This is a genomic window from Aquincola tertiaricarbonis (genome assembly GCF_000969605.1).
Lineage (GTDB): Bacteria > Pseudomonadota > Gammaproteobacteria > Burkholderiales > Burkholderiaceae_C > Aquincola > Aquincola tertiaricarbonis.
This window is the reverse complement of the sequence record NZ_JZUE01000002.1, coordinates 1-17,402: the sequence shown is the minus strand read 5'-3', so window position 1 is coordinate 17,402 and position 17,402 is coordinate 1. Positions and strand designations below refer to the sequence as shown.

Genomic DNA, 17,402 nt, shown 5'->3' with positions numbered 1-17,402 from the left:
GTCAGGCCCCTTGTGTCTTGCGTTCGCGCCGCAGCACGCGGGCACGGAAGGTCCGCGCGCGTGGATCGAAGGCGTCGCGCACGCCGTCGGCGAACAGGTTGGCGGCCAGCACCACGGTGACCATGAAGCCGAAGGCCGCCGCGAACGACCACCACACCACCGGGTCGCGGCTCATCTCGGAGCGGGCCAGGTTGATCATGCCGCCGAAGCTGTTCATCGACGGATCGACACCCACGCCCACGTACGACAGCACCGCCTCGTAGAGGATGAGCGAGGAGAACTCCAGCACCGTGACGATGAGCATCAGGTGCGCCACGTTGGGGAAGATGTGCCGCACCATGATGCGGCCATGGCCCACGCCGAAGGCATTGGCGGCCTGCACGTATTCCAGCTCGCGCAGCTTGAGCGTCTCGCCGCGCAGCAGGCGGCACAGGCCGGCCCAGCCGGTGGCGCCCAGCACCACGCACAGCAGGAAGAGCTTGAGGTCGGCCCGCTCGGCGCCGGTCTCGAACAGCTCCGGGTGCTTGTCGAGGAACACCTGCACCATCAGCACGCAGGCCGCGATGAGCAGCACGTTGGGCACCGAGCTGAGCACGGTGTAGAGGTACTGGATCAGCTCGTCCACCCAGCCCTTGAAGTAGCCGGCCATGATGCCCAGCACCACCGCCAGCGGCAGCGTGGCCACGGTGGCCAGCGTGCCGATGACGAAGGCGGTGCGGATGCTCTTGATGGCCTGGTACAGCACGTCGTTGCCGGTGCGGTCGGTGCCCATCAGGTGGTAGGGGCCGGACAGCATGGTGCTGGGGCCGACCACCAGGGCCACCAGCCACAGCGTGATGAGCAGCGCATGCCAGGGCACCTGCCCTTCGCGGTGTCGCACGGCGGCCCAGGTCTCGGCCAGGCCGGTGCCGCGGGCACGGCCGATCATGGCCAGCAGCGCCACCGTCAGCAAGGCGGCCGCCAGGGCGCCGGCCAGCAGGCCCACGCCGGCCCGCCAGGCCACGTCGCCCAGCAGCTCGGTCTCGGGGTCCTTCAGGTGTGCGCCGCCGAACTGAAGCCGCGGCGCGGTGCGCACCACCTGGCCGTCCACCTCGCTGGATTCGCGGTTCCAGCTGACGGCGGCCAGCGGATGCGAGTAGGTGGACTCCCGCGCAGCGACCAGGTCCCACATCAGCATGTCCAGCAGGGAGCGGGTGCGTGCGTCGTAGGCCGGCCCGGCGTCCGCGGCGGCGCCGGGTGCCGGCGGCAGCAGCGGGCGGTAGTGGATGCTGTCCACCAACGTGATGCCCAGGCACAGCAGCAGGATGAGGGAAGACGCCAGCGCCGCCGGATCGCGGAACACCTTGCGCCAGTTGGCCGACAGCGCGGGCTTGCGCACCACCATCAGGCTATAAGCCAGCAGGGCCAGCAGCAGCAGCCAGATCGCGGCGTCGGTCCAGAGCAGAACGAACTTGGGCATGGAAGGCTCGCAGGTCAGCTGAGGCGCACCCGGGGGTCGGCCCAGGTGTAGGCGATGTCGATCAGCACATAGGTGGCGATGTAGAGCAGCGAGCCGAGGAACACCATCGTGCGCACGATGGCGAAGTCCTGCTTGCCGATGGCCTCGATCACGTAGGCGCCCAGGCCCGGCAGGCCGAAGAAGCTCTCGAACACCAGGCTGCCGAGGAACACGTAGGGCAGGTAGGAGCCGGCGCTGGTGATGATGGGGATGAGCGCGTTGCGCAGCACATGCCTGTACAGGACGACCGCCTCCGACAGGCCCTTGGCACGGGCGGTGCGCACATAGTCCTTGCCGATCTCCTCCAGGAACATGGCCCGGTACAGCCGGGCCTCGCCGCCCAGCCGCGCCACCAGCGACAGCAGGATGGGCAGCACCAGGAACTTCACCGCATCCAGCCCCGGCGCATAGCCCGAGATCGGCGCCAGCTTGAGCACCCGCGAGAACAGGAACTGCCCCACGATGATGTAGAACAGGCTGGAGATGGACAACATCACCACGCAGGCCACCACGCCCCACACGTCCAGCCGCGTGCCGCGCAGCATCACCAGCAGCAACGCAAAGGCGGTGCTGGCGATCACCTGCAGCACGAACAGCGGCAGCGCCATCTGCAGGCTGACCTTCATGCGGGTGGCCACCTCGGCGCCGATGTCGCCGGCGCTCTCTGAATCGGCGCGGCCGAACTTCAGCGCGAACAGCGACACCGAGCGGTCCCAGAAGATGGTGTCGGTGAGCTGGGCCGTGCCCTGGGCCTGCGCATTGAAGTACAGCGGCTTGTCGTAGGCGCGTTCCTCCTTCCAGCGCTCGATGGCCTCCTGGGTGATGCGCTTGCCGCCCAGGTTCAGCCGCGCCATGTCGTCCGGCGTGTTGACGGTGAAGAAGAGCACGAAGGTGGCCAGGTTCACACCCAGCAGGATCAGCGCGCCGTAGACGATGCGGCGCATCACATAGGAAAGCATCGGGTCAGGGCTCCGCTTCGTCTAGGCCAGCACTTCGCCACGGGCGTTCATGCGTTCGCGCCGGCGCAGGCTGCGCGCGGCCACCACCACCAGCACCACCACCGCCACGGCCATCAGCACGGCGGGCCACCACACCGGCTGGTTCCAGGCCTTCTGGCGCGCCACCCGCTCGGCCGCATCCACCCGCAGGTAGCGGCCCTGGTCGCGCACCAGGATGGCCGGGCGCGAGTTGTAGACCCAGTGCTGCACCGCAGCCGACGCATGCGGGAAGAAGCCCATGGTCCAGGGCGCGTCGGTCTGCGCGATCTTCACCAGTTCGTCGACCAGCTGCTGCTTCTCGGGGCCGTCGTCCAGCGTCTTCATGCGGCCGTACAGGCGGTCGAACTCGGCGCTGGCGTAGTTGGAGGTGTTCTCGCCGTCGTGCTTGGTCTTGCCGTTGGGGCCGTACAGCAGGAACAGGAAGTTCTCCGCGTCGGGGTAGTCTGCATTCCAGCCCAGCCAGAACACCTGGTAGGTGCCCTTGCGCACCTTGTCCTGGAACTGGTTGTTGTCGGTGGCGCGCACCTCAAGCTGCACGTCGATCTTGGCGAACTGCCGCACCACCCAGTCGATCTCCGGCTTGCGCTCGGGCGTGGGCGGTGCGTAGTAGTCGTAGTTGAGCACCAGCGGGCGGCCGGTCCTGGCGTCGCGGCCATTGGGGTAGCCGGCCTCGGCCAGCAGCCGCTTGGCATCGGCGATGGGCCGGCGCTGCACCTTCCCGTCCACCAGGCGGTGCGTCACCGGGTTGAAGTAGCCCGGCTCCTCCTCGCGCGAGCCGACGATGCCCGGCGGCAGCGGGCTCATGGCGGTGTCGCCCGCCTTCTTCGGGAAGACCTTGCTGTATTCCTCCCAGTCGATGGCGATGGAGATGGCCTGGCGCAGCTTGCGGTTGCGCTCGGCCTGCTCGGGCGTGCTGCCGACGCCGATCACCGGGTCGAGCATGTTGAAGGCGATGAAGTAGCTGTTGACGTCGGAGCGGGTGTCCAGCCGGAAGCCCTTCTCGGTGTACTCGCGGCGCACGGCGTCGGAGTCCTGCATGTCCACCAGGTAGTCCTTGCCGGTGTCGGTGCGCTCGAACACCTCCACGTCGTAGAAGCCCTGGCGGAACTTGCCCTTCTGCGGCACGGCCTCGCGCTCCACCGTGACGACGATCTTGTCCAGGAACGGCGTCTTCTTGCCGCAGTCGGCCAGCAGGCCGGTGGCCTTGGCGATCTCGTCGCCCTCGCAGGGATACGGCTCACCGCGGTAGTTGGGATTGCGCACCATCACGTGCCGGCGGTCCTGCACGAACTCGGTCATCATGAACGGGCCCGTGCCCACCGGCCAGCGGTCCAGCGTCATGCCGCGCTCGGCCATGCCGGGCTGGGCATAGAAGGCATCGGCCTCCCAGGGCACCGGCGCGGTGAAGGTCATCTGCAGCCAGTAGTTCCACTGCGGATACTTGCCCTTGATGCGGATGCGCAGCAGGTGCTTCTCGGGTGCGCTGGCACCGGCCAGCGGCCACTGGCGGAAGTCGAGGAAGGGTTTGTCCAGGCTGGACGGATCCAGCCCTTCGCGCAGCTTGGCGTCCTCGGCCTTGACCAGCGCGGTGTACTCGCGCAGGCCCACGATGTACTCGCCGAAGATGCCGGCGATCGGCGTGGTGATGCGGGTGGTGGCATGCCGCTTCAGGCCGTAGACGAAGTCCTCGGCCACCAGCTCGCGGGTGCCGGTGTGCTCGAAGTCCACCGGCGTGCGGCGGCCGCCCAGCTCGCCCGGCTTCATCGCGTGGTAGCGATAGCGGCCCTGCTCGTCCTTGGCAAAGGCCGGATGCGGCTGGAACAGGATGCCCGGCTTGATCGGGATGTCGTAGACGCTTTCGGCGATCACCGCACTGTCGGCATCGTCGGGCAGCGGCTGGCCGTTCTTGTCCAGGTAGTGCGGCTTGACCACCTCGGCCGCGCTCTTCGGCACCAGCACGAAGGGCCGCTTCAGGTAGTGGTAGCCGTAGGGCGGCTCATAGATCTGGTAGGTGAACGGCGTGTCGTTCGACCAGTAGCTGGCCACCGGGTCCAGGTGGCGGGGAGAGTTCTCGATGGCCGCGGTGTACAGCGTGTTGGAAGCGGCGGCATCTTCAGGCCAGGGATTGTTGTTGCACGCGGCCAGGCCGGCGGCCAGCGCCGCGGCCGCCAAGGCCTTGCCCCATCGAACCCACCCATGAATGCCCATGCATGCTCCTCGCGTGTTGCGCAGATCGTTATGCCGCGTTGGCGAACTGCGGGCTCGTGGCCCAGGCACCCCACGGAAGGCGCGGATTCTAGGAGAAGACATCTGCCAGATTTGCAGCTTCCATGCCAGGGAGTTGTACGTACAACTTGATGTCCCGTGGGAGACAGCCTGGCGCCGGCCCCCGTGATTACCAGCCGATGAAGGCGTCCCGCCCCTGCACGGCCAGCGTCACCCTGGCGCCCACCGGCAGGCATACCTTGGTGGGCACATGGCCGAAGGGCAGCCCGGTGAGGATGGGCACCGGGCACACGGAGCGCAGGTGCTCGATGGCCGACTTCAGCGTGTAGCCGCGGTCCAGCGGCGACTTGCGCCAGGCGGTGAACTCGCCCAGCAGCACGGCCTTCTGCTGTGCCAGCACGCCGGCCTGGTGCAGCTGCAGCAGGCTGCGCTCGATGCTGTAGGGATGTTCGTTCACCTCCTCGATGAACAGGATGCCGCCCTTGATGCGCCGCGTGGCCGGCCAGTGCCGCGTGCCCAGCAGCGTGCTGATGACGCGCAGGTTGCCGCCCCACAGCGTGCCGCGGGCTTCCAGGCCGTCGAAGCCCTCGCCCGTGCGGAAGCCCAGCGCTTCCAGCTCGCCGGACATGGCCTCCAGGAAGCAGCCCTCGGTCACGTCGTCCACGCCGCCCTCCTCGTCGGTGGCGCCGAAGTCGCCAGCGGCCATCGGCCCGGCCCAGGTGACGCCGGCCGGCGCATGGGCCAGCAGGCCCAGCTGCAGCGCGGTGAGGTCGCTGTAGCCCACCCAGCGCGTGCCACGCTCGATGCTGCGGGCTACCAGCGGCCAGTCGATGCGGTCCAGCAGGCGCGACATGCCGTAGCCGCCGCGCGTGGCCAGGGCCACCGAGGGTGCGGCCTCGGCCACCCGGTGCAGCGCGGCCAGGCGGATGTCGTCGGTGCCGGCGAAGCGCTGGTGCTTGCCCAGCGCATCGGCGTCGATGGTGACCTCGAAGCCATGGGCCTTCAGGCGGCGGGCGGCGCGGCGCACCGGCGCGGCCTGCACCACCACGCCCGCGGGCGAGAACAACGTGAGCGTGCGCGGGCCGTCGGGCACGCCGTGGGCGGCATGGTCGCGGTGGGCATCGTGGGCATGCCCGTGGTGGTCATGGCCATGACGGTGGTCATGGTGGGCATGGTCGTGCGCCGGCGCGGCGGTCTTGCGGGAGGTGGCGGTCATCAGGGCTCGGGGGACGGGTCGGCGGGCAGCTCGGTGGCCTCGCCGGTGGGAATGGGGGGCGGGCCGCGGCGGGCGGCCTGCAGGGCCTTCTGCCGCGCGCGGCGCTCGGCGAAGAAGCCGCGCAGCAGCTGCGCGCTGGCCTCGGCCAGCACGCCGCCCTGCACCGTGGTGTGGTGGTTGAGCTGGGGCTGGGCGAAGAGGTCGATCACCGAGCCGGCCACGCCGGTCTTGGGATCGGCCGCCGCGAACACCACCCGCTTGAAGCGGGCATGCATCAGTGCCATTGCGCACATGGCGCAGGGCTCCAGCGTCACGAAGAGCTCGCACTCCGGCAGGCGGTAGTTCTGCAGCAGCTGCGCGGCATGGCGCAGCGCCACGATCTCGGCATGCGCCGTGGGGTCGTGGGTGGTGATGGGCCGGTTGTAGCCGGTGGCGATCACCTGGCCGTGGCGCAGGATCACCGCGCCCACCGGCACCTCGCCCGCCAGCTGCGCATTCAGGGCCTGGTCCAGCGCCAGGCGCATGGCATGTTCATCCGCCGGGCTGGCGGGCAATGGAGAAGGCACTGCGGACATGCCGCTACGTTACCAGCCGGCCATGCGACGCCCTACAGCTGGAAGCCCACCCACAGCACCAGGCCCTCGCCCACGTCGCGCAGCAGCCCGGCCTTGCGCGGCAGGTGCGCCCGGGCCAGGCGGCGTTCGTGCTCGAACCACTGGGCGAAGGCGGCGATGGCCGGCTGGTCGTGGAAGGCCACCATCAGCTCGTAGTTGAGGAACAGGCTGCGGCTGTCGATGTTGGCCGAGCCGGCCAGGGCCAGCACCTCGTCCACCACCACCAGCTTGGCATGCAGCATGTGCGGCGTGAGCCACAGCCGTGCACCGGCGGCGGCCAGCGCGCGCAGCGCGCGGCCGCGGGCAATGTCGGACATGCGGTGGTTGGAGCGGGCCGGCAGCAGCAGGTCCACCACCACGCCGCGGCGGGCCGCCAGGCACAGCGCGGCCAGCAGGGACGAGTCGGGCACGAAGTACGGCGTGACCATCATCAGCCGGCTGCGGGCGCGGTAGGCGGCCGTCACCAGCATCGACTGGATGGTGTCGTCCAGCTGGTCGGGCCCGCTGGCCACCATCTGCGCCCGGGCGCTGCACTGCGGGCCGGGCCCGGGGGGCGGCAAGGCAGGCAGCGCCGGCGCGGGCAGCCGCGGCCGGCCGCCGGCAAAGCGCCAGTCGTGGCGGAACAGCGCGCTGGCCTGCTGCACGAAGGGGCCGCGCAGGTCGAAGCTGAGGTCGTGCCAGGCGGGCCTGCCGGGTTCGCCGTCGAAGTACTCGCTGGCCAGGTTGCGCCCGCCGCACCACAGCCGCTGCGTCGGCAGGCCGGCATCGGCCACCAGCAGCTTGCGGTGGTTGCGCAAGTTGGTGCGGCCCTTCAGCGGTGAATGCAGCGGCGGCACGAACTGCACCGAATGGCCGCCCGCGGCCTTCAGCACTTCCAGCTCGGGCCGGCCGCCCATCAGCGCGCCCAGGCCATCGAGCATCAGCCGCACGGTGACGCCGGCACGCGCCCGCGCGGCCAGCCGCTCCACCACCGCCTGACCGAAGGCATCGCGGCCGATGATGAAGGTGCACAGGTCGATGGAATGGCGGGCCTGGTCGATCACCTCCCACAGCGCGCCGCGGGCCGCCGCGCCGTCGGCATGGATGGCCAGGTCCGCATACGGTGCCGCAGCCGGCTGGCGCAGTGCCAGCGCGGTCTGCTCGGCCCAGCTGGTGGCCTCGCCCACCGGATGGGCGCCGGCCAGCCGCACCGGCCGGGTGCGCTTGCGCGAGCCGAAGATGAGGAAGCCGGGCAGCGCCAGGTAAGGCACCAGCAGGATGAACAGCACCCAGGCCACGGCGGCCGCCGGCTGGCGCCGCTGACCCAGCACATGGGCGGTGATCACGTAGATCAGCAGCGCGATCACGGTGACCAGGCCGTGCAGGCTCAGCCAATGGGCAAGCGTGAGGACCGGCAGCATCGGCGGTGGTGGCACTCCGTGGACGACGACAACGCCCCGCAGGATAGCCGCCCTGGCGGCCGCGCCGCAGTGGGCTAACCCAGCCGCAGCGCCATCACCCCGGCCACGATGATGGCGGTGCCGGCCGCGCGTTGCCAGCCGAAGGGCTCGCGCAGCAGCCAGGTGCCCAGCAGCGCCGCGAACAGCACCGAGGTTTCGCGCAGTGCCGCCACGGCGGCCACCGGCGCGCGGGTCATGGCCCACAGCGCGATGCCGTAGCTGCCCAGCGAGGCCGCGGTGCCCAGCGCGGCCACCGGCCAGCGCCGCGCCATGTAGCGGCGCGCGGCCGGCAGGTCGGCGCGGCGCTGCCACATCACCAGGGCGAAGTACGGCAGGCCATCGAACAGGAACAGCGCGGCCACATAGGCGCCGGCATGCCCGCTGGCGCGCACGCCCAGGCCGTCCACCACCGTGTAGGCGGCGATGATGGCCGCGTTGAACAGCGCCATTCGCATGGCCTTGCGGCGCTGGGCCTCCGGTCCGGTGTGGCCGCTGCGCGCCAGGCCCAGCAGCACCACGCCCACGCTCACGGTGGCCACGCCGGCCCAGGCGGTGGCCGACAGCCCCTCGCCGATCAGCGCATGCCCGCCCACGGCCACCAGCAGCGGCGCGCCGCCGCGCATCAGCGGATACGTCAGGCCCAGGTCGCCATGCCGGTAGGCACTGGCCAGGGCCACGTAGTAGCCGATGTGGATCAGCGCGGACAGGCCGATGTACGGCCAGGCCGCGGCCGGCGGCAGGCCGGTGAACAGCAGCAGCGGCAGCGCGATCACCGGGCCCAGCGCATGGATCAGCGCGGTGTCCAGCGACTTGTCGGCGGCCGACTTGATCAGCGCGTTCCAGCTGGCATGCAGCGCGGCGCCGCACAGCACCGCGGCCAGCACGCCGCCGCCCAGGGCACCCGGCAGCAGCGGTGCTGCCTCAGCCACCGGCGGCGCAGCGGCGCGCCCGGGCCAGGTAATGCGCCAGCGGCGGCATGGCCAGGCCGGGCGCCTTGGCCGCGTCGTCCCACAGCCGCAGCGCCACCGCTTCCTGCGCATGCGGCTGGGCGATGAAGGCCTGCGCCTGCGCAGCGTCGAACACGCCGCCCTGCAGCCGCAGGCTGCGCTGCGAATCGGTGGACAGCGCCGCGTGGTAGCCAGGCCGCACCGCGCACAGGTAGCGCTTGGCATCCACATGGCGGGCGATGGCGTTCAGCACCCGTTCACCGAACAGCGGGCGCAGGAAGGGCAGCGCCAGGTACTGGTGCAGGTCGTCGATGCCGCGCAGCGTGGGCGTGGCGCCGTGGTCGGCCAGCAGGTGGCCCAGGTCGTGCAGCAGCGCGGCCGTGACCAGTTCGTCGTCGGCACCGGCCTGCTCGGCCAGCCAGGCGGCCTGCAGCGCGTGTTCCTGCTGCGTTACCGGCTCGCCGGCGTACTGCTCGGCACCGCGGGCCGCGAACACCGCCTCGATGTCTTCCAGCGTCAGGGCCATGCTGCGCTGTCCTGCCTCAGGCCGCCGCGGCCTGCTGCTGCAGGTGCTTGTGCAGCGTGCGCTCGCGGCTGTTCATCACATGGCGGAACATGGCCTCGCCGGCCGCCTCGGCGTCGCCGGAGGCGATGGCCTTGACGATCTGCTTGTGCTCGCGTGCGAACACCGCCATCGATTCGCCCGACAGGTTCTGCCTGCGGTGCAGCGTCAGCTCCTTGGTGAGCTTGCGGTAGGTGGCGGCCAGCTTCTGGTTGCCGGCCAGCGCCAGCAGCCGGTCGTGGAACTGCAGGTTGCTGGCATGGAAGGTGTCGGCATCGCCGGCCTTGGCGGCGCGGTCCATCTCGTCGGCCATGCGGCGCAGCTCGCGCACCTGCGCCGTGCCCAGGGACTGCGCCAGCTTGCGGCCGATGTACTGGTCCATCATCGCGCGCACCTCGAAGATCTCCAGCACCTCGTCGATCGGCGGGCTGCGCACGAACACGCCGCGGTTCTTCTCGGTGCGCACCAGGCCGGCTTCCTCCAGCCGGCGGAAGGCCTCGCGCAGCGGCCCGCGCGAGACACCGAGCTGCGCGGCCAGCGCAGCCTCGGTGAGCTTGTCGCCAGGGGCCAGCACGCCTTGCAGGATCAGCCGCTCGAGCTCGGCCTGCACCAGGTCGGCCAGTGACGTGCCCTGCAATTGGGCGATGGTGGGATGCGGCGGTGCGGCGGCGCTGTCGGTCATGGCCAAAGTATGCCCCAGCCGGCTGATTGTCGACAATCTTCAATCGTCAATCAGCGATCTTTCGTTGGCCTTGTTCTTGCTGACGCCCCGAATTCATGCGCTTGTCACGTTGCCAAGACATAAACGGGTCATTCGCACCAACCGACGCAAGGGGTTCAAGCATGGGTTTCCGCAAGACGATGATGGCCGCGGTGGCCGGGCTGCTGATGGTGGCTGCCGCCCAGGCGGCCGACAAGACGCAGCTGACGGTGTACACCGCGCTGGAGACCGACCAGCTCAAGGCCTACCAGCAGGCCTTCAACAGGGCCCACCCCGACATCGAGATCAAGTGGGTTCGCGACTCCACTGGCGTCGTCACCGCCAAGCTGCTGGCCGAGAAGGCCAATCCGCAGGCCGACGTGGTGTGGGGCGTGGCCGCCTCCAGCCTGGCCCTGCTCGACCGCAACGGCATGCTGGAGCCCTATGCACCGATGAACCTCGACGCCATCATGGCCAAGTACCGGGACGCCAAGAACCCGCCGGCCTGGTGGGGCATGGACGTCTTCGGCGCGGTGGTGTGCTTCAACACCGTGGAAGCGAAGAAGCGCAACATCCCGCTGCCCACCAGCTGGAAGGACCTCACCCGGCCCGAGTTCAAGGGCCAGGTGGTGATGCCCAACCCGGCTTCCTCGGGCACCGGCTACTTCGACGTGGTGGCCTGGCTGCAGATGTGGGGCGACGACGGCGGCAAGGGCGGCGGCTGGAAGTACATGGACGCGCTGCACGAGAACATCGCGCAGTACACGCACAGCGGCTCCAAGCCCTGCAACATGGCCGCCGCCGGTGAGTACGTGGCCGGCATCTCGCTGGAATACCGCGGCTACACCAACAAGGCCAAGGGCGCGCCCATCGAGCTGGTGTTCCCGAAGGAAGGCCTGGGCTGGGACCTGGAGTCCTTCGGCATCCACAAGGGGACGAAGAACCTGGCCGCCGCCAGGAAGCTGGCCGACTGGGCTTCCAGCAAGGACGCGATGGTGCTCTACGGCAAGAACTTCGCGCTCACCGCGCAGCCCGGCGTGGCGCCCAAGCTGGAGCACATCCCGGCCGACTACGAGTCGCGGCTGATCAAGATGGACTTCAACTACGCCGCCGCGCAGCGCGACGCCATCCTCACGGAATGGTCCAAGCGCTACGACGCCAAGAGCGAAGCGAAGAAGTAGGCCGCTGCCGTGGCCACCCTGTACGACGAAGCCCTGCCCTACCTGCAGCTCGAAGGCGTGGGCAAGCGCTTCGGCGCCTTCCAGGCGCTGAGCGACGTCGACCTGCAGATCCGCCGCGGCGAGTTCGTGTGCTTCCTCGGCCCCTCGGGCTGCGGCAAGACCACGCTGCTGCGCATCATCGCGGGGCTGGAGCAGCACGACGTGGGCCGCATCGTCCAGGCCGGGCGCGACATCTCCGCCCTGCCGCCGGCCGACCGCGACTACGGCATCGTGTTCCAGTCGTATGCGCTGTTCCCCAACCTGAGCATCGCCGACAACGTGGCCTACGGGCTGGTGAACCGCCGCCAGCCCCGGGCCGCCGTGGCCGCGCGGGTGGAAGAACTGCTGGCGCTGGTGGGCCTGCCGGGCAGCGGCGGCAAGTACCCGGCGCAGATGTCGGGCGGCCAGCAGCAGCGGGTGGCGCTGGCGCGTGCGCTGGCCACCTCGCCCGGGCTGCTGCTGCTGGACGAGCCGCTGTCGGCGCTGGACGCCATCGTGCGGCTGCGGCTGCGCAAGGAGATCCGCGCGCTGCAGCGGCAGCTGGGCGTCACCACCATCATGGTCACGCACGACCAGGAGGAAGCCATGTCGGTGGCCGATCGCATCGTGGTGATGAACCATGGCGTGATCGAGCAGGTGGGCACGCCGATGCAGGTGTACCGCGAACCGGCCACGCCTTTCGTCGCCGATTTCGTCGGCAAGGCCAGCCGGCTGCAGGCGGTGGCCGAGGGCGACCGCTGGTTCCGCGCCGGCGCGCTGCGGCTGCAGTGCCCGCCGGGCCAGGCCGCCGGGTTCCGCCCCGGCGCGCCGGTGGCGCTGTACCTGCGGCCGGAAGACCGCCTCGTCGAAGGCTTCGACGCGACCCACCCGGGCGCCTGCAGCGGCACCGTGCAGCGCATCGAATTCGCCGGCAGCAACTGCCTGGCCGAAATGGCGGTGGACGGCCTGCCGGGCCAGCCGGTGCAGCTGCAGTTCTCGCTCAACCAGATGGAGGAGTTCGGCGTGCGTGAAGGCGCGGCCCTGCGCTTTGCCCTGCGCACCGACCGGTTGCGGGTGTTCCCGGCCACGTCTTCCGCCGGCGCGGCCGCATGAGCACGCCGCCGATGGCCCTGCCCGTGCTTGCCGCCGCTCCTGCCCGCACGGCCGCAGCAGCGCCTCGCCAGCGCATGCACTGGACCGACCGGCTCTCGCAGGCCGGCCTGCTGCTGGTGGCGCTGGTGCTGGCCGCCGGGCTGCTGGGGCCGCTCGCGGCCCTGCTGTCGCAGGCCTTCCAGCCCGGCGATGCGGCCGCGGCCCCGGCTTCGCGCTGGGCGCGCTTCGGCGCCTACCTGGCCTCGCCCGCGCTACGGCAAAGCCTGCTCAACAGCCTCTGGGTCTCGGGCCTGGTCACGCTCATCGTGCTGCCGCTGGCCTTCACCTTCGCCTATGCGCTCACCCGCAGCTGCATGCCGGCCAAGGGCCTGTTGCGCAGCATCACGCTGCTGCCGCTGCTGGCGCCTTCGCTGCTGTCGGCCATCTCGCTGATCTACTGGTTCGGCAACCAGGGCCTGGCCAAGGACTTCTGGCTGGGGCTGGGCTTCAGCGGCCTGTACGGCGCGCCGGGCATCGTGCTGGCCGAATGCTTCGCGGTGTTCCCGCATACCTTGATGATCCTGGTCAGCGCGCTGGCCATGGCCGATGCCCGGCTGTACGAGGCGGCCGATGCGATGGGCACCTCCACCCTGCGCAAGTTCGTCACCATCACGCTGCCGGGGGCGCGCTACGGACTGGTCTCGGCAGGCCTGGTCACCTTCACGCTGGTCGTCACCGACTTCGGCATCCCGAAGGTGGTGGGCGGCAATTTCAACGTGCTGGCCACCGACGTGTTCAAGCTGGTGATCGGCCAGCAGGACTTCCAGCGCGGCGCGGTGGTGGCGCTGCTGCTGCTGGCCCCGGCCGCCCTCAGCTTCGCGGTGGACGGCCTGGTGCAGCGGCGCCAGACGGCCATGCTGGGCGCCCGCGCGGTGGCCCTGGTGCCGCGGCCGGCGCGTGGCTTCGATGCGGCGATGACGGCCTTCTGCATGACCGTGGCGGCACTGATGCTGGCGATGTTCGGCATGGCGGTGTTCGCCTCGTTCGCCAAGCTGTGGCCCTACAACCTGGCGCCCAGCCTGGACCACTACATCGCCGGCATCGTCGACGCCGAGCTGGGCGATGCCCTGTTCAACAGCCTGAAGCTGGCCGCCGGCACCGCGGTGATCGGGCCGGTGCTGGTGTTCGTCGGCGCCTACCTGCTGGAGAAGACGCGCGGCCTGGGCTGGGCGCGGCCGGCGGTGAGGCTGATGGCCCTGCTGCCGATGGCCGTGCCCGGGCTGGTGCTGGGCCTGGGCACCATCTTCTTCTTCAATGCGCCGGCCAATCCGCTGCACGGCCTCTACCAGACCGGCGCGCTGCTGGTGCTGTGCACCGTGGTGCACTTCTACACCACCGGGCACCTGACGATGGTCACCGCGCTGAAGGCCATCGATCCCGAGTTCGAGTCGGTCTCGGCCTCGCTCAAGGTGCCGTTCTACAAGACCTTCTGGCGGGTCACGCTGCCGATCTGCCTGCCCACGCTGCTGGATGTGTCGCGCTACTTCTTCGTCAATGCGATGACGACCATCTCGGCCGTGGTGTTCCTCTACACGCCCGACACCAGGCTGGCCTCGGTGGCCATCCTCAACCTGGACGAAGCCGGCGAAACCGGCGCCGCCGCGGCGATGGCGGTGCTGATCGTGGCGGTGTCCGGCACCGTCACGCTGCTGTACCTGGCCCTGGGCACCTGGGTGGACCGCCGCACCCAGGCCTGGCGCCGCCCTGCCCCCTGACCGACCCTGCACCATGGACCGCGACCACATCCTGCTCACCCCCGGCCCGCTGACCACCACGCTGCGCACCAAGCTGGCGATGCTCAAGGACTGGGGCTCCTGGGACGCCGACTTCAACGCCCTCACCGCCCGCGTGCGGCATGGCCTGCTCGACATCCTGCACGGCCATGACACCCATGCGGTGGTGCCCCTGCAGGGCAGCGGCACCTTCAGCGTGGAGGCGGCGGTGGCCACGGTGGTGCCGCGCGACGGCCACCTGCTGGTGCTGGACAACGGCGCCTACTGCAAGCGCCTGGGCAAGGTGGCCACGCTGATGGGCCGCCGCACCACGGTGGCCACGCGGGCGGAGCACCTGCCCGTCTCACCCGCCGAGCTGGAGGCCCTGCTGCTGGCCGACCGCAGCATCACCCACGTGGGGCTGATCCACTGCGAGACGGGCACCGGCATCGTCAACCCGCTGGCCGAGGTGGCCGAGGTGTGCCAGCGCCTGGGCCGCCGGCTGGTCGTCGATGCGATGAGCAGCTTCGCAGCGCTGCCCATCGATGCCCGCGCGATCCGCTTCGACGCGCTGATCGCCGCCAGCGGCAAGTGCCTGGAAGGCGTGCCCGGCATGGGCTTCGTCTTCGTGCGCAAGGAGGTGCTGGCCGAATGCGCCGGCAACAGCCATTCGCTGGCGATGGACCTGCACGACCAGCATGCCTACATGGAGCGCACCGGCCAGTGGCGCTTCACGCCGCCCACGCATGTGGTGGCGGCGCTGGCCGAGGCCCTGGCCCAGTACCAGGAGGAAGGCGGCCAGCCGGCCCGCCTGGCCCGCTACACCGACAACTTCGACACCCTGACCGACGGCATGGCGACGCTGGGCCTGCGCACCTTCCTGGCGCCCGAGCACCTGTCGCCCATCATCGTCACCTTCCTCGCGCCGGCCGACGCGCGCTACGACTTCGGCGCCTTCTACGCCAGCGCCAAGGCCCAGGGCTTCCTGCTGTATCCCGGCAAGCTGACCGAGGTGGACACCTTCCGCGTCGGCTGCATCGGCGCCATCGGCCGCAAGGAGATGCAGCAGGCGGTGGACGCGGTGGGCCACACCCTGCGCGCGATGGGCCTGCGCGCCTGAAGCCGCTCGATGGCAGCACGGCACTTCGACGTGGTGGTGGTCGGCGCAGGCATCGTCGGCCTGGCCCATGCGTACGCCGCCGCGCGCCGCGGCTGGCGGGTGTGCGTGGTCGAGCGGGACGCGGCCTGCGTGGGCGCCTCGATCCGCAACTTCGGCTTCATCACCGTCACCGGCCAGGCGGCCGGTGACACCTGGCGCCGGGCCCGCCGTGCGCGCGACCTATGGGCCGAGGTGGCGCCGCAGGCCGGCATCGCGGTGCTGCACCAGGGCCTGTGGCTGGTGGCCCGGCGGCCTGCGGCGGCCGAGGTGCTGCAACAGTTCATGCACGGCGACATGGCCGACGGCTGCAGCCTGATGAGCCCGGCCGAAGCCGCCCGCCGGGCCGATGCGCTGGCACTGGCCGATGCCGCCGCGGTGCTGCACAGCCCGCACGAGCTGCGCGTGGAATCGCGCACCGCCATCGGCCTCCTCACACGCTGGCTGGCCGAGGCACATGGCGTGGTCTTCCGCTTCGACGAGGCGGTGCTGCAGGTGGATGCGCCGCGGCTGCACACCGGCCGCGGCATGCTGCAGGCCGAGCGCATCGTGCTGTGCACCCACACCGACCTGGCCAGCCTGCAGCCCGAGCGCCTGGCCCCGCACGGCCTGCGCCTGTGCCAGCTGCAGATGCTGCGGGTGCAGCCGCAGGCGGGCTTCAGGCTGCCCGGCGCGGTGATGGGCGACCTGAGCCTGGTGCGCTACGGCGGCTTCGCCGCGCAGCCGGCCGCGCAGGCCCTGCGCCAGCAGCTGCAGCGGGAGGAGCCCGACGCGCTGGCCCACGGCATCCACCTGATCGCGGTGCAGAGCGCCGACGGCAGCCTGGTGGTGGGCGATTCGCACCACTACGGCGCCGCGCCGGAGCCCTTCGCCAGTGCCGACGTCGAGGCCCTGATCCTGCACCACCTGCGGCGCCTGCTGCGGCTGACCGAGGGCCGCGTGACCGAACGCTGGCTGGGCCAGTACGTGTCGTCGCCCCACACCGATTGCCTGATCGACGCGCCGTGCGATGCCGTGCGGCGTGTCGTCGTCACCAGCGGCACCGGCGCCAGCACCGCCTTCGGCATCGCCGAAGAGGTGTTCGACGCCTGGTGAGCCGCACCGCCTGGAAACCCTCATGCACCCAACCTCCTCCCAGCTCACCGCCGTCGTCTTCGACTGGGCGGGCACCATCATCGACTTCGGCTCCTGCGCGCCGATGGGCGCCTTCGTGCGCCTGTTCGAGCAGTTCGGGGTGCAGATCAGCATCGCCGAGGCGCGCGGGCCGATGGGCATGGCCAAGTGGGACCACATCCAGGCGCTGGGCCGGCTGCCGCGCATCGCCGCGCAATGGCAGGCCCGCCATGGCCGGCCCTTCACCGATGCCGACGCGGATCATCTGTACGACGTGTTCACGCCGATGAATGCCGCGGTGGTGCCCGACCATGCCGGCTTCATTCCCGGCGCCCTGGCCACGGTGGATGCCCTGCGCGCACGCGGCCTGAAGATCGGCAGCACCACCGGCTACAACCGGCCGATCATGGAGGTGGTGACGCCGATCGCCGCCCGCGGCGGATACGTGCCGGACAACCTGGTGTGTGCCGGCGACCTGGCCGCCGGCCGGCCCAGCCCGCTGATGATGTACCGCACCTTCGCCGACCTGGGCGTGTGGCCGCCGCACACGGTGGTGAAGGTGGACGACACCGGCGTCGGCCTGGAGGAAGGCCGCCACGCCGGCACCTGGGCGGTGGGCCTGGCCATCAGCGGCAATGCCAACGGCCTGACGCTGGCCGAGTGGCAGGCCTTGGACGAAGCGCAGCAGCAGGCCCGCCGCCAAGCCGCCACCGCCGCCCTGCAGGCCGCCGGCGCGCACTACGTGATCGACAGCGTGGCCGAGTTGCTGCCGGTGATCGACGACATCCAGGCGCGGCTGCTGCGCGGCGAGCGACCGGAGGGCCAATCCGTCCAGCCCACCTAGCTGTGAAGCTTCAATAGGTTGTATCC

Annotated in this window: 15 protein-coding genes; 6 read left to right on the top strand and 9 right to left on the bottom strand. The window is 70.6% G+C overall.

Annotation, left to right across the window (positions count from 1 at the left end; all coding sequences use genetic code 11):
• Nucleotide 1: 1 nt before the first annotated feature.
• The 9 genes from VO99_RS02595 to VO99_RS02555 form a co-directional block, all read right to left on the bottom strand.
• Nucleotides 2-1,459, bottom strand: a complete 1,458-nt coding sequence (locus VO99_RS02595) for an ABC transporter permease (protein WP_046111262.1) — start codon at nt 1,457-1,459, stop codon at nt 2-4.
• Nucleotides 1,460-1,473: 14 nt separating this feature from the next.
• Nucleotides 1,474-2,457, bottom strand: coding sequence for an ABC transporter permease (locus VO99_RS02590; protein ID WP_046111261.1), 984 nt, complete (start codon nt 2,455-2,457; stop codon nt 1,474-1,476).
• 21 nt (nt 2,458-2,478) lie between these two features.
• A complete protein-coding gene (locus VO99_RS02585; RefSeq protein WP_046111260.1) occupies nt 2,479-4,704 on the bottom strand; it encodes an ABC transporter substrate-binding protein in 2,226 nt (741 codons plus the stop codon).
• Between the two features lie 187 nt (nt 4,705-4,891).
• Nucleotides 4,892-5,938, bottom strand: a complete 1,047-nt coding sequence (locus VO99_RS02580; protein WP_083440307.1) for an LD-carboxypeptidase — start codon at nt 5,936-5,938, stop codon at nt 4,892-4,894.
• A complete protein-coding gene (tadA, locus tag VO99_RS02575; RefSeq protein ID WP_052736044.1) occupies nt 5,938-6,513 on the bottom strand; it encodes a tRNA adenosine(34) deaminase TadA in 576 nt (191 codons plus the stop codon). Before tadA ends, VO99_RS02580 begins: the two co-directional genes overlap by 1 nt.
• A gap of 32 nt (nt 6,514-6,545) precedes the next feature.
• Nucleotides 6,546-7,952 carry a phospholipase D-like domain-containing protein gene (locus tag VO99_RS02570; RefSeq protein WP_046111258.1) on the bottom strand — a complete coding sequence of 469 codons (1,407 nt, stop codon included), beginning with the start codon at nt 7,950-7,952 and terminating at the stop codon, nt 6,546-6,548.
• Between the two features lie 74 nt (nt 7,953-8,026).
• Nucleotides 8,027-8,920 carry an EamA family transporter gene (locus VO99_RS02565; protein ID WP_232315247.1) on the bottom strand — a complete coding sequence of 298 codons (894 nt, stop codon included), beginning with the start codon at nt 8,918-8,920 and terminating at the stop codon, nt 8,027-8,029.
• Nucleotides 8,913-9,464: a phosphonate degradation HD-domain oxygenase gene (locus VO99_RS02560; RefSeq protein WP_046111257.1), complete on the bottom strand. Its 552-nt coding sequence runs from the start codon at nt 9,462-9,464 to the stop codon at nt 8,913-8,915. The genes VO99_RS02565 and VO99_RS02560 overlap by 8 nt, the downstream gene beginning before the upstream one ends.
• 16 nt (nt 9,465-9,480) lie before the next feature.
• The gene (locus VO99_RS02555; protein WP_046111256.1) at nt 9,481-10,182 is read right to left on the bottom strand and encodes a phosphonate utilization associated transcriptional regulator; all 702 of its coding nucleotides are present in this window, start codon (nt 10,180-10,182) and stop codon (nt 9,481-9,483) included.
• A 179-nt stretch (nt 10,183-10,361) separates the two neighbouring features.
• Between VO99_RS02555 and VO99_RS02550 the strand changes: the two genes are divergently transcribed.
• The 6 genes from VO99_RS02550 to phnX are packed head-to-tail and all read left to right on the top strand — an operon-like array spanning nt 10,362 to nt 17,376.
• Nucleotides 10,362-11,381, top strand: a complete 1,020-nt coding sequence (locus tag VO99_RS02550; protein ID WP_502528725.1) for a putative 2-aminoethylphosphonate ABC transporter substrate-binding protein — start codon at nt 10,362-10,364, stop codon at nt 11,379-11,381.
• Between the two features lie 9 nt (nt 11,382-11,390).
• Nucleotides 11,391-12,512 carry a putative 2-aminoethylphosphonate ABC transporter ATP-binding protein gene (locus VO99_RS02545; protein ID WP_046111254.1) on the top strand — a complete coding sequence of 374 codons (1,122 nt, stop codon included), beginning with the start codon at nt 11,391-11,393 and terminating at the stop codon, nt 12,510-12,512.
• On the top strand, nt 12,509-14,266 hold the full coding sequence (locus VO99_RS02540; RefSeq protein WP_375136377.1) for a putative 2-aminoethylphosphonate ABC transporter permease subunit: 1,758 nt from the start codon (nt 12,509-12,511) through the stop codon (nt 14,264-14,266). Before VO99_RS02545 ends, VO99_RS02540 begins: the two co-directional genes overlap by 4 nt.
• A gap of 13 nt (nt 14,267-14,279) precedes the next feature.
• Nucleotides 14,280-15,383, top strand: a complete 1,104-nt coding sequence (locus VO99_RS02535) for a 2-aminoethylphosphonate--pyruvate transaminase (protein WP_046111253.1) — start codon at nt 14,280-14,282, stop codon at nt 15,381-15,383.
• Between the two features lie 9 nt (nt 15,384-15,392).
• The gene (locus VO99_RS02530; RefSeq protein WP_046111252.1) at nt 15,393-16,514 is read left to right on the top strand and encodes a TIGR03364 family FAD-dependent oxidoreductase; all 1,122 of its coding nucleotides are present in this window, start codon (nt 15,393-15,395) and stop codon (nt 16,512-16,514) included.
• A gap of 22 nt (nt 16,515-16,536) precedes the next feature.
• Complete coding sequence (phnX, locus tag VO99_RS02525) at nt 16,537-17,376, top strand: phosphonoacetaldehyde hydrolase (RefSeq protein ID WP_046111251.1); 840 nt, start codon at nt 16,537-16,539, stop codon at nt 17,374-17,376.
• Nucleotides 17,377-17,402: the final 26 nt, after the last annotated feature.

What these genes read in the sequence shown, in the direction of transcription:
- VO99_RS02595 (WP_046111262.1), bottom strand. Translation starts at nt 1,459, where the DNA reads ATGCCCAAGTTCGTTCTGCTCTGGACCGACGCCGCGATCTGGCTGCTG.
- VO99_RS02590 (WP_046111261.1), bottom strand. Translation starts at nt 2,457, where the DNA reads ATGCTTTCCTATGTGATGCGCCGCATCGTCTACGGCGCGCTGATCCTG.
- VO99_RS02585 (WP_046111260.1), bottom strand. Translation starts at nt 4,704, where the DNA reads ATGGGCATTCATGGGTGGGTTCGATGGGGCAAGGCCTTGGCGGCCGCG.
- VO99_RS02580 (WP_083440307.1), bottom strand. Translation starts at nt 5,938, where the DNA reads ATGACCGCCACCTCCCGCAAGACCGCCGCGCCGGCGCACGACCATGCC.
- tadA (WP_052736044.1), bottom strand. Translation starts at nt 6,513, where the DNA reads ATGTCCGCAGTGCCTTCTCCATTGCCCGCCAGCCCGGCGGATGAACAT.
- VO99_RS02570 (WP_046111258.1), bottom strand. Translation starts at nt 7,952, where the DNA reads ATGCTGCCGGTCCTCACGCTTGCCCATTGGCTGAGCCTGCACGGCCTG.
- VO99_RS02560 (WP_046111257.1), bottom strand. Translation starts at nt 9,464, where the DNA reads ATGGCCCTGACGCTGGAAGACATCGAGGCGGTGTTCGCGGCCCGCGGT.
- VO99_RS02555 (WP_046111256.1), bottom strand. Translation starts at nt 10,182, where the DNA reads ATGACCGACAGCGCCGCCGCACCGCCGCATCCCACCATCGCCCAATTG.
- VO99_RS02550 (WP_502528725.1), top strand. Translation starts at nt 10,362, where the DNA reads ATGATGGCCGCGGTGGCCGGGCTGCTGATGGTGGCTGCCGCCCAGGCG.
- VO99_RS02540 (WP_375136377.1), top strand. Translation starts at nt 12,509, where the DNA reads ATGAGCACGCCGCCGATGGCCCTGCCCGTGCTTGCCGCCGCTCCTGCC.
- VO99_RS02535 (WP_046111253.1), top strand. Translation starts at nt 14,280, where the DNA reads ATGGACCGCGACCACATCCTGCTCACCCCCGGCCCGCTGACCACCACG.
- VO99_RS02530 (WP_046111252.1), top strand. Translation starts at nt 15,393, where the DNA reads ATGGCAGCACGGCACTTCGACGTGGTGGTGGTCGGCGCAGGCATCGTC.
- phnX (WP_046111251.1), top strand. Translation starts at nt 16,537, where the DNA reads ATGCACCCAACCTCCTCCCAGCTCACCGCCGTCGTCTTCGACTGGGCG.